Genomic DNA, 14,438 nt, shown 5'->3' with positions numbered 1-14,438 from the left:
CCCGCTCATCCTACGGCCCGGGTTATCGGATCCATAACCTGTCGTTATGCATCTCACCTGCCGGGCAGCGGGGCCTCACGCCAGCGTGACGAGGTCCCGGTAGTCCGCGCCGTAGAAGTCCTCGACGCCGTCGGGCAGCAAGAGGATGCGTTCCGGCTTGAGCGCGTCGACGGCACCCTCGTCGTGCGTCACGAGGACGACCGCGCCCTTGAAGGTCGACAGCGCCCCGAGGATCTCCTCCCGGCTCGCCGGGTCCAGGTTGTTGGTCGGCTCGTCGAGGAGCAGGACGTTGGCGCTGGAGACGACGAGCAGGGCGAGCGACAGGCGCGTCTTCTCGCCGCCGGAGAGCACCCCGGCCGGCTTGTCGACGTCGTCCCCGGTGAAGAGGAAGGAGCCGAGCACCTTGCGCACCTCGGTCTCGCCGAGATCGGGGGCGGCCGACTTCATGTTGGCCAGCACCGTGCGGTCCACGTCGAGGTTCTCGTGCTCCTGCGCGTAGTAGCCGAGCTTGAGGCCGTGGCCCGGCTCGACCTGGCCGGTGTCGGGGGCGTCGACGCCGGCGAGCATCCGCAGCAGCGTCGTCTTGCCGGCACCGTTGAACCCGAGGACGACGACCTTGCTCCCCCGGTCGATCGCGAGGTCGACGTCGGTGAAGATCTCCAGGCTCCCGTAGGACCGGGACAGGCCGGAGGCACGAAGGGGGGTCCGCCCGCAGGGGGCGGGGTCCGGGAAGCGCAGCTTGGCCACGCGGTCCTGCGTCCGCTCTCCCTCGACGCCGGCGAGCATCCGCTCGGCGCGCTTGATCATCTGCTGCGCGGCCGTCGCCTTGGTCGCCTTGGCGCGCATCTTCTCGGCCTGGTCCAGGAGGGCGCCGGCCTTCTTCGTCGCGTTCTGCACCTCGCGCTTGCGGCGCCGCTCGTCGGTCTCGCGCTGCTGGAGGTAGTTCTTCCAGCCCATGTTGTACTGGTCGATCTCGCAGCGGTTGGCATCCAGGTGGAAGACCCGGTTGACGACGACCTCGAGCAGCTCGACGTCGTGGCTGATGATGATCAGCCCGCCCTTGTAGCTCTTCAGGTGGTCGCGCAACCAGCCGATCGAGTCGGCGTCGAGGTGGTTGGTCGGCTCGTCGAGCAGGAGGGTCTCGTTGCCGGAGAAGAGGATGCGGGCCAGCTCCACCCTTCGCCGCTGGCCGCCGGAGAGGGTCTCGAGGCTCTGGTCGAGCCGGCCCTCGTCGATGCCGAGGGCGGAGGCGATGCTCGCCGCCTCCGACTCCGCGGCGTAGCCACCGGCTGCCTCGAACTCCTCCTGGAGCCGGCCGAAGCGCGCCATGGCGCGCTCGAGGGTCTCGGGGTCCGCGCTGGCCATCCGCTGCTCCGCGGTCGCCCGGTCGGTGACGATGCGGTCGAGCCCGCGGGCGGACAGGATGCGCTGGCGCGCGGTGACGGTGAGGTCGCCGGTGCGCGGGTCCTGCGGGAGGTAGCCGATGCCACCGCTGGAGGTGACCGAGCCCGCCGCCGCCTGCCCCTGGCCCGCGAGGACCTTGGTGAGCGTCGTCTTGCCCGCCCCGTTGCGCCCGACGAGGCCGACCCGGTCGCCCGCGGCGACCCGGAAGGAGGCGTCCTCGAGCAGGATGCGGGACCCCGCGCGCAGCTCGATGCCGCTGGCTGTGATCACGGGTGGTTCTCCTGCAGGTACGAAGGTGGGTCGGCGGTTAGTGTAAGTCGCAGATCCCACCGTCACCGCATCCGTGCCGGTCCGACCGGACCGCACCCCCCCCTGGAGGACCGCCGTGAGCATCAACGACAACGCCTCGCTCGACACCTCGCGCATGGGTGGCGGAGGTGGCGGACGGGGTCGCGGTCCTGTCGTGGCCGGTGGCGGCATCGTCGGTCTCATCATCGCCGTCATCCTCGTCCTCACCGGCAACGGCGACATGCTGAACGGCGGGGGCGCCCCCCAGGACACCAGCGCCCAGGGTGGCGACAACCGCCTCGCCGAGAAGTGCCGGACCGGTGCCGATGCCAAGAAGGACCGCGAGTGCCTCATGGTCCTCGGCGAGAACAGCCTGCACGACTTCTGGAGCCAGCAGCCCGACCTCGCCAAGGCGCTCGAGGGAGCCAACCAGCAGTTCCGCGGACCGGACAAGGTCGTCGTCTACACCGGGCAGACGCAGTCGCAGTGCGGCACCGCGAGCAACCAGGTCGGCCCCTTCTACTGCCCCGTCGACGAGCGCATCTTCATCGACACCGACTTCTTCGACATCATGGAGCAGCAGCTCGGCGCGCAGGATGGCACGCTGGCCGAGCTGTACGTCCTCGCCCACGAGTACGGGCACCACATCCAGAACGTCTACGGCGTCCTCGACGAGGCCCAGAAGGACCCGCAGGGCGCCAGCTCGGGCGCGGTGCGGGTCGAGCTCATGGCGGACTGCTTCGCCGGCATGTGGATCCAGGACGCCACGCAGACCAAGGACGCCAACGGTCAGGTCCTGCTCACCGACATCAGCGAGGCCGACGTGAAGAACGCCATGGGCGCGGCCAAGTCCGTCGGCGACGACGAGATCCAGAAGAAGTCCGGCGGGGGCGTCAACCCCGAGGGCTGGACCCACGGCTCGGCCAAGGCCCGTCAGGCCTGGCTGCTGCGCGGGATGAAGGCCGACTCGGTCGGCTCGTGCGACACCTTCGAGGTCGCCGACCCCAACAACATCTGAGCCTCCGGAGCTACTTCTTCCTGCCCTCCGACTTGCCGGCGCCCCACTGGCCCTCCGCCGGGGCGAAGACCCACACCGTCGTGCCCTTCGGGTAGTAGCGGTTGATGCTGAACTTCACGTAGCCGGTCGAGCTGGTCCGCGCCGACTTGATGTACTGCTGCGGCTCGCCGGGCTTCTTGACGAGCAGCCAGGTCTTGATGCCGCGGGCAGCCGGCCCCCCAATGCCCTGCTTGACCCGGGCGGAGACGCCCCCACCCGTGGCCCAGGTCTTCGGCCACGTGGCCCGCAGCTCGATCGGCGTCCGCCCGGTCGTCTCGGCGACGATGCCCGTCGAGTAGTCGGTCCAGTCGGTGTAGGAGCCGGTCATCCACATGACCGAGAAGGGCCCCACCGCACCCGCGGGCGCCGCAGGCGTGCGCTGCACGCCCCGCTGGAGGGCGATGGGCCGGGAGAGCCACGACGCGCCCCGGTCGCTCGTCGACAGCTCCGACAGCTGGGTCTCCTCGCCCGCGCGGGTGACGACGTAGGCCGTGTTGGCGTTGAGCGCGTCGAGCGTGATGCCCTCGGGGTACTCCTCCTGCCGCGCGACCGTCCGGGTGGTCCACGAGCCGCTCACGGTGGTCGCCCACTTGTAGGTGTAGCCGCTGCTCCCGGTGGTCCGGTCGGTCGTGGTGAAGGCGACCGTGGGATAGCCACCGGAGCGCAGTCCGAAGTCGTAGACGCGCACCCGACCGTCGAGGCTGCGTCCGTCGTAGATCTGGGTGCCCGAGCGCGGGTAGGCGGGGCGAGCGACGGCCGTGCCGTTGGTCCGACCCAGCTTCTTGGTCGCGGCGTCGTAGGTGAAGTGGTAGAGCGAGTTGTTGACGTCCTGGGCCGGGTGCCCGTCGCTCACGGCCAGATGCATCTGCTTCCAGCCCGAGGAGGCCGCCTCGAGGTAGGGCCAGGTGCGCAGCCCGCCCCCGGAGTTCTTGAAGAGCTGGACGGGAGCGGACCAGTTGACGAGGTCCTTGCTCGTCGAGACGACCCAGTTCTGGTCGGAGTAGCGACGGGTGAGCACGTGGTACTGGTTGCTCACGCCGCGCATCCGGAAGACCTGGACGTACGTCGACTTCGCATTTTCCATGCTCGAGCCCTTGAGCTTGCGCACCGCCGACATCTTCGTGACGTCACCCGCGGTGTTGCTCACGCGGTACTGCACCGGCGCCTTGCCGTGGCCTCCCCAGAAGGCCGCGATCCGCCCGTCAGCCGTCTCGACGAGGCCAGGGACGTTGTGGTCGTCGCGCAGCTGGTACTGGCTCAGCGTCGTCGTGGCCATCCGCTGGTCGGCCTTGCTCAGCGAGGTGAGCATGACCGAGCCCGCCCTCGTGACGTAGGCGAAGTAGGTGTAACGCGAGGTCTGCAGGACCCGCGGGTCGGAGTACCAGGTCCACGCGCCGTTGGAGGTCATCCGCACCGTCCGCGCCTCGAGCGAGTCGGCCGTGGCCGGCGCCGCCGCCACCGGCTGCGCCGGCTGCTCGGCGGTCTGGAGCGACTCGTCGGCCACCGAGTCGGCGACCCGCTGCTGCTGGGCCGTGGCGCGCTGGGTCATCGGCGTGCCCTTGGCGGCGGGCGGGACGGGGTCCGGCGGTGCCTGCTGCGCCTGCGGCGCGGTGGTCGCCGTCGGCGGTGGTGCCGCAACGGCGGCGGTCCCCGTCAGCAGGGCCGCCACGAGGGCGACGGTGGACATGACGGCAGTACGTGAAGAGCGCACGGTGCTTCCCCCGAAGGAATGTGGCAAGGCTCTCCCCGTCCTCGCCTACGCGCACAGATTACACCCGCCGACGCGCTCCCCTGCGCAGGCTCAGTCGCTGATCTGCAGGCGCACGCACCGGGATCGTCGCGCGGCCTCCTGGAGCACCACGAGCCGCGGGTCGGGCAGGTCCCACAGGGTGCGCTGCGGCAGGTCGCGCAGGTGCTCCAGACGCGGGTCCTCAAGCACCTGCTCGGCCATCCGCCGGTCGCCGCCGAGGACGAGGGCGTCGACGGCGTCCCGCCCCAGATGACGAAGGGAGATCTCCCGCACCTTGTCGAGCACCCCGTCGGCCTGGTTGCCGCGACGCCGGGCGTAGCGCTGCTGGCTCCACCCGCCCTTCTTCGTCCGCGACTGGACGTAGGCGGTGCCGCACGTGTGGGCGGTGAGCTCAGCCCCTTCGTCACGGCCGACGGCGTAGCCGCCGCGTCGCACGAGGACCAGACCGATGCGCTCGTGGGCGAAGCCCTCCCCCGTCGCCGTGACCCCGTCGCCGCCGGTGAGCACGACGGTGCCCGGCCCGTCGGCGCGCGTGACGCCGTCGTGCCGGGCACCGAAGCCCTCGACCCACCGGTCGAGCCGAGCCGGGTCGACCTCGACCGTGCGGGTCATCGTGAGGAGTGGCTCAGATGTTGAAGCCGAGGGCGCGCAGCTGCTCGCGCCCGTCGTCGGTGATCTTGTCCGGACCCCACGGCGGCATCCAGACCCAGTTGATCCGCGAGTCGGTGACGAGGTCGGTGAGGGCCTGGTCGACCTGGTCCTCGATGACATCGGTCAGCGGGCAGGCAGCGGAGGTGAGGGTCATGTCGATGACCGCGTGGTTCTGCGGGTCGACGGTGATGCCGTAGACGAGGCCGAGGTCGACGACGTTGATGCCGAGCTCGGGGTCGACGACATCGCGCAGCGCCTCTTCGACGTCCGCGACATTGCTCGGGGTGGGTGCCTGGGCGGTCATGCGCTCTCTCCTTGGGAAGTGGTCGAGACGTCGACGCCGGCCTGGGCCAGCGCGTCGGTGAGGGCCATCCAGCCGAGCAACGCGCACTTGACGCGTGCCGGGTACTGCGCGACGCCGGCCAGGGCGACTCCGTCGCCGATGACCTCCTCGTCGCCGGCGTCCTGGCCGCGGCTGGTCAGCATGCGCCGCATCGCCTCGTGGACGTCCATCGCCTCGTCGACGGTCTCACCGGTGACCTCCTCGGCGAGGATCGAGGTGCTCGCCATGGAGATCGAGCAGCCCATCGCCTCGTAGGAGATGTCGGTGATCCGAGCGTCGTGACCGGTGCCGTCGAGGTGCACGCGCAGGGTCACCTCGTCGCCGCAGGTCGGGTTGACGTGGTGCACCTCGGACGCGTGCCCCTCGCGCAGGCCGTGACCGACCTTGCGCTTGGAGTGGTCGAGGATCAGCTCCTGGTAGAGGTCCATCAGGCGGCTCCTGCGTCGACGCCGAAGATCTGCGGCACCCGGTCGAGCGCCGCCACGAGCGTGTCGATCTCGGCCGGGGTGTTGTAGACGGCCAGCGACGCGCGGGTGGTGGCCGCGACGCCGAAGGCCCGGTGCAGAGGCCACGCGCAGTGGTGGCCCACCCGCACGGCGACGCCCTGGTCGTCGAGGACCTGCCCGACGTCGTGCGCGTGCACGCCGTCGACGACGAAGGAGACGGCGGCACCGCGGTGCACGGTGTCGGCGGGGCCGACGAGGCGCACCCACGGACGCTCGGCCAGGGCCGCGAGCAGCTGCGCGGTGAGCGCCTGCTCGTGGGCGGCGATGCGCTCGAGACCGATGTCGCGGATCCAGCGCACGGCCGCGCCCAGCCCGATGGCCTGGCTCGTCATCGGCACGCCGGCCTCGAAGCGCGTGGGCGGCGGCGCGTAGGTGCTGCCCTCCATGCGCACGAGCTCGATCATCGACCCGCCGGTGAGGAAGGCGGGCATCTGCTCGAGGAGGTCGTAGCGGCCCCAGAGCACACCGATCCCGCTCGGGCCGTACATCTTGTGGCCGGAGAAGGCGAGCAGGTCGACGCCGAGCTCACGCACGTCCACCGGCAGGTGCGGCACGGACTGGCAGGCGTCGAGGACCGTGATCGCGCCGACGGACCGGGCCGCCGCGACGAGCCGGGGCACGTCGCTCACGGCGCCCAGGACGTTGGACGCGTGGGTGAAGGCCATGACCTCGGTCCGCTCGGTGACCAGCTCGTCGAGCTGGTCGAGGTCGAGACGGCCCTCCTGGGTCACCCCGATCCAACGCAGGGTCGCCCCGGTGCGGCGGCACAGCTCCTGCCACGGCACGAGGTTGGCGTGGTGCTCGGCCTCGGTGATGAGGACCTCGTCGCCCTCGCCGAGGCGAAGGGGGGACCCCGCCTCGGCGTTGGAGAAGGCGTACGCGGCCAGGTTCAGCGCCTCGGTGGCGTTCTTCGTGAAGACCACCTCGCGCTCTTGGGCACCGATGAGCGCGGCGATGTCCGCGCGGGCGCCCTCGTAGGCCTCCGTGGCCTCCTCCGACAGCGCGTGCGCGCCGCGGTGGGGAGCCGAGTTGGAGGTCATGAGGAAGTCACGCTCGGCGTCGAGCACGGCGAGGGGCTTGTGCGAGGTGGCGCCGGAGTCGAGGTAGACGAGCGGCTTGTCCCCGCGCACCGTGCGCTCGAGGATCGGGAACTGACCGCGGATCGCGGCCAGCTCACCGTCGGGGATCAGCTGCGGTGCCATCATCAGGCCCCTGCGGTCGTGGCGGGCTCCCCCGTCGCGAGGAACCGGTCGTAGCCCTCGGCCTCGAGCTGGTCGGCCAGCTCGGGGCCGCCCTGCTCGGCGATCCGTCCGTCGACGAAGACGTGGACGAACTCGGGGGTGATGTAGCGCAGGATCCGCGTGTAGTGCGTGATGAGCAGGACGCCGGCGTCGGTCGTGCCCTTGGCCCGATTGACGCCCTCGGAGACGACGCGCAGGGCGTCGACGTCGAGACCGGAGTCGGTCTCGTCGAGGATGGCGAACTTCGGCTTGAGCAGCTCCATCTGGAGGATCTCGTGGCGCTTCTTCTCGCCGCCCGAGAAGCCCTCGTTGACGTTGCGCTCGGCGAACGCGGGGTCCATGCGCAGCTCGTCCATGGTGCCGCGCACCTCCTTGACCCAGGTGCGCAGCTTGGGCGCCTCGCCGTCGATGGCGGTCTTTGCGGTGCGCAGGAAGTTGCTCACCGTGACGCCGGGGACCTCGACCGGGTACTGCATGGCGAGGAAGAGGCCCGCACGGGCGCGCTCGTCCACGGACATCGAGAGCACGTCCTCGCCGTCGAGGGTGACCTCGCCGGAGGTGACGGTGTACTTCGGGTGGCCGGCGATGGAGTAGGCCAGCGTCGACTTGCCCGAGCCGTTGGGACCCATGATCGCGTGGGTCTCGCCGGAGTTGATGGTGAGGGTGACGCCCTTGAGGATCTCCTTGGGGCCGTCTTCGGTCTCGACGCTGACGTGCAGGTCGGTGATCTGGAGAGTTGCCATGTCGGTGTCTTTCGGTGTGGAGGTCTGTGGGTCAGTCGGCCAGGGCGACGAGGACGTCACCGTCGTCGGTCACCTGGACGGTGTGGACCTTGACGGGGACGGTCGCCGGCAGGCCGGTGGGGCGCCCGGAGATGAGGTCGAAGCGCGAGCCGTGCAGCCAGCACTCGATGGTGCAGCCGTCGACCTCGCCCTCGGAGAGCGAGACCTTGCCGTGCGTGCACTCGTCGTCGATCGCGTGGACGGTGCCGTCCTCGACGCGCACGATGGCGAGGAGCCGACCGGAGACGTCCGCCTTGGCGGCCTGCCCCGGCGTCAGCTCGTCGATCCCGCAGACCCGGATGAACTCGGGCTGCGCGACGGCACTCATGCCCGGCCCCCTTCGAGCTCGATGTCGATCGCCCGCATGACGCGCTCGCTGATCTCGGCGTCGCCGATCCGCTGGACGATGGTGTTGAAGAAGCCGCGCACGACGAGACGACGGGCCTCGTCCTCGGGCACACCGCGCGACTGCAGGTAGAACAGCTGCTGGTCGTCGAAGCGACCGGTCGTCGAGGCGTGACCGGCGCCGACGATCTCGCCGGTCTCGATCTCCAGGTTGGGGACCGAGTCGGCGCGCGCGCCGTCGGTGAGCACGAGGTTGCGGTTGAGCTCGTAGGTCTCGGTGCCCTCGGCCGCGGCGCGGATGAGGACGTCGCCGACCCACACCGTGTGCGCGGTCTCGCCCTGCAGGGCGCCCTTGTACTCGACGTTGCTCGTGCAGTGCGGCGCCTCGTGGTCGACGAAGAGCCGGTGCTCGAGGTGCTGGCCGGCGTCGGCGAAATAGACGCCGAAGGCCTCGAAGGAACCGCCGGGCCCGCTGTAGGACGCGTTGGTGTTCAGGCGCACGATGCCTCCACCGATCGTCACGGCGATGTGCCGCACACTCGCGTCCCGGCCGACGACGACGTCGTGCTGGCCGAGGTGCACGGCCTCGTCGTCCCAGTCCTGGAGGGAGACGATCGTCAGCTGCGAGGAGTCACCGGAGAGCACCGACAGCAGCTCGGTGTAGTCGGCGCTGCCACGGTGCTCGACGACGACCGTGGCCTTCGCGAAGGCCCCGACGCGCACGATGTGGTGGGCACGCACCGGGTCGCCGGGCTCACCGGTGAGGTGGATGCGCACCGGCTCGCCGAGCTCGGCCTCGGCCGGGATGTCGATGACGACGACCGAGTCGCCGCTCGCGGCGACGGCCGCGGCGCGGTCGGCCGGCAGCGGGACGCCCGTGGCCCGGGCCTGCTCCGCCGGGATCTGCGAGCGGGTGACACCCTGCGGCAGGGTGTGCTCGACGCCCAGGGCACCGGTCCCCCCTTCGTCGGAGAAGAGGTCGGTGAGACGCCCGACCGGGGTGAACCGCCAGTCCTCCTCCCGGCCCTGCGGCACGGGGAAGTCGGCGAGGTCCCAGGAGCGGGTCCGCTCGGCGCGGGACTGGTCCGGGACCAGCGTCTCGGCGGAATGGGTGTGGGCCTGCTGGCCCGGGTCAGCCAGAAGGCTCATCAGCCGACGGCTCCTTCCATCTGGAGTTCGATGAGGCGGTTGAGCTCGAGGGCGTACTCCATCGGCAGCTCGCGCGCGATGGGCTCGACGAAGCCACGCACGATCATCGCCATGGCCTCCTCCTCGCTCATGCCGCGCGACATGAGGTAGAAGAGCTGGTCGGCGGAGACCTTGGAGACGGTTGCCTCGTGACCCATCTGCACGTCGTCCTCGCGGACGTCGACGTAGGGGTAGGTGTCGGAGCGGCTGATCGTGTCCACGAGCAGCGCGTCGCAGACGACCGAGGACTTGCTGTTGGTCGCACCCTCGAGCACCTGGACGAGGCCGCGGTAGGAGGTGCGGCCGCCACCGCGGGCCACCGACTTGGAGACGATCGAGCTCGAGGTGTTGGGCGCCGCGTGGACCATCTTGGCGCCGGCGTCCTGGTGCTGGCCCTCACCGGCGAAGGCGATCGACAGCGTCTCGCCCTTGGCGTGCTCACCGAGGAGGAAGCACGCGGGGTACTTCATCGTCACCTTGGAGCCGATGTTGCCGTCGACCCACTCCATCGTCCCGCCCTCGGCGACCGTGGTGCGCTTGGTGACGAGGTTGTAGACGTTGTTGGACCAGTTCTGGATCGTCGTGTAGCGCACGCGGGCGTTCTTCTTCACGACGATCTCGACGACGGCGCTGTGCAGCGAGTCGGTCTTGTAGATCGGGGCGGTGCAGCCCTCGACGTAGTGCACGTAGGAGCCCTCGTCGGCGATGATCAGCGTCCGCTCGAACTGGCCCATGTTCTCGGTGTTGATCCGGAAGTAGGCCTGCAGCGGGATGTCGACGTGGACGCCCGGCGGGACGTAGATGAAGGAACCGCCGGACCACACCGCGGTGTTCAGCGCGGAGAACTTGTTGTCGCCGGCCGGGATGACGGTGCCGAAGTACTCGCGGAAGAGGTCCTCGTGCTCGCGCAGGCCGGTGTCGGTGTCGACGAAGATGACACCCTTCTCCTCCAGGTCCTCACGGATCTGGTGGTAGACGACCTCCGACTCGTATTGGGCGGCGACGCCCGCGACGAGGCGCTGCTTCTCCGCCTCGGGGATGCCGAGCCGGTCGTACGTGTTCTTGATGTCCTCGGGCAGGTCCTCCCAGGAGGTCGCCTGCTTCTCGGTGGACTTCACGAAGTACTTGATGTTCTGGAAGTCGATGCCGGTGAGGTCGCTGCCCCAGCTGGGCATGGGCTTCTTGTCGAACAGACGCAGGGACTTCAGGCGCAGGTCGCGCATCCACTGCGGCTCGCCCTTGCGGTCGGAGATGTCGGTGACGACGTCCTCGCCCAGGCCGCGTTTGGCGCTGGACCCGGCCGAGTCGGTGTCCGACCAGCCGAACTCGTAGCGGCCGATGTCCTTCAGTCCTGGGTTGAGCTCTTCGATGTTCGTGCTCATCGGGGGGACCTCTCTGTGTGGGGACGCATCCCCGGGGTGGGGACGAAGGTGGTGCAGACGTGATCGCCCTGGGCCAGGGTGGCCAGGCGTTGGACGTGGACGCCGAGGAGCCGGCTGAAGGCATCCGTCTCGGCCTCGCAGAGCTCGGGGAACTCCGCGGCGACGTGCCGGACCGGGCAGTGACCCTGGCACAGCTGGAGGCCGACGACGACATCGTCGCCGACCGTGCGGGCGCTGGCACCGTAGCCCTCGGCGCGCAGGGCCGTGACCAGCGCCTCGGTGCGGGCCCGGGGTTCCTCCCCCGCGGCCTCGACCTGGTCCGCGCAGCGCTCCTCGAGCGCGCTGATGCGGTGGTCGGCGAAGTCGCGCACCGCCTGCTCGCCGACGGACTCGCGCAGGAACCGCATCGCGTCGGCGGCCAGGTCGTCGTAGTCGGAGGTGAGGTGCTCGTGACCGACGTCGCCGACGACCCACTCGCGCGCGGGACGTCCGCGGCCGCGCTTGCCGGCGTGCGGCGCACGGCTGGTGACGGCACCCTCCTCGGCGAGCTGGTCGAGGTGGCGGCGCACACCGGTGGCGGTCAGACCGAGGTGGGCGGCGAGGTCGGCGGCCGTGATCGGGCCGCGCTCGCTGATGGTGCTCAGCACGCGATCGCGCGTGCGGGCATCACGACTGGAGGCGTCGGTGTCCGACGGCCTCGCTGCTCGCGATGCAATAACCACACATCCATGTTACGTAATTGGCGTCCCAACACAACAAAGGCATGCCTAACCGTGGAGCGGCGCGCGCGCTGCCTAGACTCGCCTCCCGTGACACGTGCCGTCGTCGTGGAGGACCTGCGCCGCGTCTTCGGTGACCGGGTCGCCGTGGACGGGGCCAGCTGGAGTGCCGCCGCCGGCGAGATCACCTGCGTGCTCGGCCCCAACGGTGCCGGCAAGACGACGACGATCGAGTGCCTCGAGGGCCTGCAGCGGCCGGACTCCGGCACGGTGCGCGTGCTCGGCAGCGACCCCTGGCAGGCCGATGCGGACCACCGGGCGCGCGTGGGCGTCATGCTGCAGGACGGCGGGCTGCCGCAGAGTGTCTCCGCCCACCGGCTCCTCACGCACCTCGCCCGGCTCTACCGGACCACCTGCGTCGACGAGATCGTCGACCGGCTCGACATCGCCCCCTTCGCCACGACGCCCGTGCGGCGACTGAGCGGTGGGCAGCGCCAGCGCGTCGCCCTCGCGGCCGCACTCGTCGGCTCCCCTGCCGTCGCCTTCCTCGACGAGCCGACCGCCGGGCTCGACCCACACGCGCGCCTGGACGTCTGGGACCTGGTGCGCGAGCGACGCGAAGGGGGGATGGCGCTCGTCGTCACGACGCACGGCTTCGACGAGGCAGAGCGCCTCGCCGACCGGATCGTCATCCTCGACCGTGGCCGCGTCGTCGCCGACGGCACGCCGAGCGAGATCGCCGGGGACGGCGGGCTCGAGCACCGGTACTTCGAGCTCACCGGAGGCCGACGTGCCGACTGACCCCTCGCTCCCCACCACGGCGCCCGCCGCGCAGTCGCGGCGCCGACGGGTGATCGCCCAGGCGCGCTTCGAGGCCGCGATCCTCCTGCGCAACGGCGAGCAGCTCCTCGTCGCGCTCGTCCTGCCCGCCATGGCGCTCGTGGCGCTCGTCCTCGCGGGCTACCCGGAGCTGCCCGAGCCGCGCATCGCCACCGTGGCCCCCGGCGTGCTGGCGCTGGCCGTCGTGTCCACGGCCTTCACCGGCCAAGCGATCCAGACGGCCTTCGACCGCCGCTACGGCGTCCTGCGCATGCTGGCGACCACCCCCGTCGGGACCGACGGCCTGCTGCTCGGCAAGGCGGTCGCGATCTGCGCGGTCGCCGCGGTGCAGGTCCTCGTCCTCGGCGTCATCGCCGCCCTCCTCGGGTGGCGTCCCGATCCCCTCGGCCTGGTCGTCACCCCGGTCACCGCAGCCCTCGGTGTGTGGGTCTTCGTCGCCCTCGCGCTCCTGCTCGCCGGGACCCTCCGCGCCGAGGCCGTCCTCGCGGTGGCCAACCTCGTGTGGGTGCTGCTCGCCGGCGTCGGCGGGCTGCTCCTGCCCGGCGACACGATCGGCGGGCTCGACGCGGTCGTGCGCTGGCTCCCCTCCGGCGCCCTGGGCGACGCCTTCCGCGACGCCCTCGCCGAGGGCTCCCTGCCCCTGCTGCCGTGGCTCGTGCTCGTCGTGTGGGGTGCCGCGCTCACGCTGGCCGTGGTGCGCACCTTCCGCTGGCGCGACTGACGGGCCCTCGCCGCCCCTCCTCGCGGACGCCGGGCCCGACGCCGGTGTGGCGCCGGGCACGGCTTACCGTTGCTGGGTGAGCACCGCGCAGACCGCAGCCCCGGCACCGACCGGGGGCACTCCCCCTTCGTCCCACCGGTGGCTGGCGCCGCTGCTGCTCGCCAACCTCGTCGTCGAGGTCGGCATCGTCGTCACCGGCGGGCTCGTCCGGCTCACCGGGTCCGGCCTCGGGTGCCCCACGTGGCCGCAGTGCGTGCCCGGCTCCTACGTGCCCACGGTGGAGCAGGAGGAGGGCATCCACAAGGTCATCGAGTTCGGCAACCGCACCCTCACCGGCCTGCTCGGGTTCGTCGCGCTGGCGCTGCTCATCGCCCTCTACCGCTGGGCGCGGGAGCGCCGCGAGCTCATCACCGGCACCTGGGTCGTCATGGCCGGCATCCTCGCGCAGGCGGTCGTCGGCGGCATCACCGTCCTCACCGGCCTCAACCCGTGGATCGTCGCCTTCCACTTCCTGTGCTCCATGGCGCTGATCGCCGTGTCCGCCTGGCTGTACTGGCGCCACACCCAGCCCGCCGGCAGGACCCGCTCCCTGCTCCACCCCCTGGTCACCCGGCTGCAGCAGGTCCTCGTCGCCGTGGCCGCCGTCGTCCTCGTGCTCGGCACGGTCGTCACCGGCTCGGGCCCGCACTCCGGTGACGCCGACACCCCGGCCCGCACCGGCTTCGACCCGCGGACGATCTCGTGGCTGCACGCCGACGCCGTCATGCTCTTCATCGGCATCTGCGTCGCCGTCTGGCTGGGTGCGAAGCTCACCGAGCGCGCCCCCGGTCCCGCCCGCGCCTGGTGGGTCGTCCTCGTGGTCACCCTCGCCCAGGGCCTCGTCGGCTACGTGCAATACCTGACCAAGCTCCCCGAGGTCCTCGTCCTCGCCCACATGCTCGGCGCCAGCCTCCTCGTCGTCGCCATCGTCCGCGCCGTCGTCCTCTCCCGCGAGCCCGCGACGGCCGTCCCTGCCTGAGCCTCGCAGCTCGTCATACCTGCGATCGTCCGGCACGCAGGGAGGGGCTTCGCTGGGCCGAAGTCCCTTCGTTCACGAGACATCTCACGTCGGTCCGTCGGACTTCGGCTTGATTCGCTCAGCCCCTCCCCGCGCGCCCTCCTCCCCCCGCCTCACCTCAGCGGATGGCCACGCCGGAGGAGGTGGTTGGAGAGCGCCCACGC

Annotated in this window: 15 protein-coding genes; 4 read left to right on the top strand and 11 right to left on the bottom strand. The window is 70.9% G+C overall.

Translation table 11 applies throughout. The features are described 5' to 3' along the window. Positions 1 to 75: 75 nt before the first annotated feature. The gene (locus tag ABC138_RS12220; RefSeq protein WP_345913824.1) at positions 76 to 1,674 is read right to left on the bottom strand and encodes an ABC-F family ATP-binding cassette domain-containing protein; all 1,599 of its coding nucleotides are present in this window, start codon (positions 1,672 to 1,674) and stop codon (positions 76 to 78) included. 115 nt (positions 1,675 to 1,789) lie between these two features. Between ABC138_RS12220 and ABC138_RS12215 the strand changes: the two genes are divergently transcribed. Next, positions 1,790 to 2,710 (top strand): neutral zinc metallopeptidase, encoded by a 921-nt coding sequence (locus ABC138_RS12215; protein WP_345913823.1) that lies wholly within the window; start codon positions 1,790 to 1,792, stop codon positions 2,708 to 2,710. Between the two features lie 10 nt (positions 2,711 to 2,720). Here the strand turns inward: ABC138_RS12215 and ABC138_RS12210 are convergent, their stop codons facing one another. The 10 genes from ABC138_RS12210 to ABC138_RS12165 all read right to left on the bottom strand — a co-directional run bounded on the left by ABC138_RS12210 (position 2,721) and on the right by ABC138_RS12165 (position 11,584). Beyond that, positions 2,721 to 4,436 carry a BNR-4 repeat-containing protein gene (locus tag ABC138_RS12210; RefSeq protein WP_345913822.1) on the bottom strand — a complete coding sequence of 572 codons (1,716 nt, stop codon included), beginning with the start codon at positions 4,434 to 4,436 and terminating at the stop codon, positions 2,721 to 2,723. Positions 4,437 to 4,550: 114 nt separating this feature from the next. After that, positions 4,551 to 5,111 carry an acVLRF1 family peptidyl-tRNA hydrolase gene (locus ABC138_RS12205; RefSeq protein ID WP_345913821.1) on the bottom strand — a complete coding sequence of 187 codons (561 nt, stop codon included), beginning with the start codon at positions 5,109 to 5,111 and terminating at the stop codon, positions 4,551 to 4,553. 13 nt (positions 5,112 to 5,124) lie between these two features. Next, positions 5,125 to 5,454: a metal-sulfur cluster assembly factor gene (locus ABC138_RS12200; protein ID WP_068323856.1), complete on the bottom strand. Its 330-nt coding sequence runs from the start codon at positions 5,452 to 5,454 to the stop codon at positions 5,125 to 5,127. After that, positions 5,451 to 5,921 carry a Fe-S cluster assembly sulfur transfer protein SufU gene (gene sufU, locus ABC138_RS12195; protein ID WP_068323853.1) on the bottom strand — a complete coding sequence of 157 codons (471 nt, stop codon included), beginning with the start codon at positions 5,919 to 5,921 and terminating at the stop codon, positions 5,451 to 5,453. Before sufU ends, ABC138_RS12200 begins: the two co-directional genes overlap by 4 nt. Beyond that, positions 5,921 to 7,201 (bottom strand): SufS family cysteine desulfurase, encoded by a 1,281-nt coding sequence (locus ABC138_RS12190; protein WP_345913820.1) that lies wholly within the window; start codon positions 7,199 to 7,201, stop codon positions 5,921 to 5,923. The genes sufU and ABC138_RS12190 overlap by 1 nt, the downstream gene beginning before the upstream one ends. A 2-nt stretch (positions 7,202 to 7,203) precedes the next feature. Further along, positions 7,204 to 7,983 carry a Fe-S cluster assembly ATPase SufC gene (gene sufC / locus ABC138_RS12185; protein WP_068323850.1) on the bottom strand — a complete coding sequence of 260 codons (780 nt, stop codon included), beginning with the start codon at positions 7,981 to 7,983 and terminating at the stop codon, positions 7,204 to 7,206. Between the two features lie 31 nt (positions 7,984 to 8,014). Beyond that, positions 8,015 to 8,350, bottom strand: a complete 336-nt coding sequence (locus ABC138_RS12180; RefSeq protein WP_068421328.1) for a non-heme iron oxygenase ferredoxin subunit — start codon at positions 8,348 to 8,350, stop codon at positions 8,015 to 8,017. Beyond that, entirely contained in the window at positions 8,347 to 9,516 is a 1,170-nt protein-coding gene (gene sufD, locus ABC138_RS12175) for a Fe-S cluster assembly protein SufD (protein WP_068323841.1), read from the bottom strand. Before sufD ends, ABC138_RS12180 begins: the two co-directional genes overlap by 4 nt. Further along, a complete protein-coding gene (gene sufB, locus ABC138_RS12170; protein WP_068323838.1) occupies positions 9,516 to 10,937 on the bottom strand; it encodes a Fe-S cluster assembly protein SufB in 1,422 nt (473 codons plus the stop codon). Before sufB ends, sufD begins: the two co-directional genes overlap by 1 nt. Further along, positions 10,934 to 11,584, bottom strand: coding sequence for a MarR family transcriptional regulator (locus tag ABC138_RS12165; protein WP_345913819.1), 651 nt, complete (start codon positions 11,582 to 11,584; stop codon positions 10,934 to 10,936). The genes sufB and ABC138_RS12165 overlap by 4 nt, the downstream gene beginning before the upstream one ends. A 162-nt stretch (positions 11,585 to 11,746) precedes the next feature. On the opposite strand from ABC138_RS12165, the gene ABC138_RS12160 reads away from it, so the two are divergent. The 3 genes from ABC138_RS12160 to ABC138_RS12150 all read left to right on the top strand — a co-directional run bounded on the left by ABC138_RS12160 (position 11,747) and on the right by ABC138_RS12150 (position 14,235). Beyond that, complete coding sequence (locus ABC138_RS12160; protein ID WP_345913818.1) at positions 11,747 to 12,457, top strand: ABC transporter ATP-binding protein; 711 nt, start codon at positions 11,747 to 11,749, stop codon at positions 12,455 to 12,457. Beyond that, positions 12,447 to 13,217, top strand: coding sequence for an ABC transporter permease (locus ABC138_RS12155; protein ID WP_068323829.1), 771 nt, complete (start codon positions 12,447 to 12,449; stop codon positions 13,215 to 13,217). The genes ABC138_RS12160 and ABC138_RS12155 overlap by 11 nt, the downstream gene beginning before the upstream one ends. A 76-nt stretch (positions 13,218 to 13,293) precedes the next feature. Continuing rightward, entirely contained in the window at positions 13,294 to 14,235 is a 942-nt protein-coding gene (locus ABC138_RS12150) for a COX15/CtaA family protein (RefSeq protein WP_082807473.1), read from the top strand. Positions 14,236 to 14,438: the final 203 nt, after the last annotated feature.

This window comes from Janibacter sp. LM (genome assembly GCF_039631275.1).
Lineage (GTDB): Bacteria > Actinomycetota > Actinomycetes > Actinomycetales > Dermatophilaceae > Janibacter > Janibacter terrae.
The sequence above is the reverse complement of the archived record's forward strand: the minus strand, read 5'-3'. Positions and strand labels throughout refer to the sequence as shown.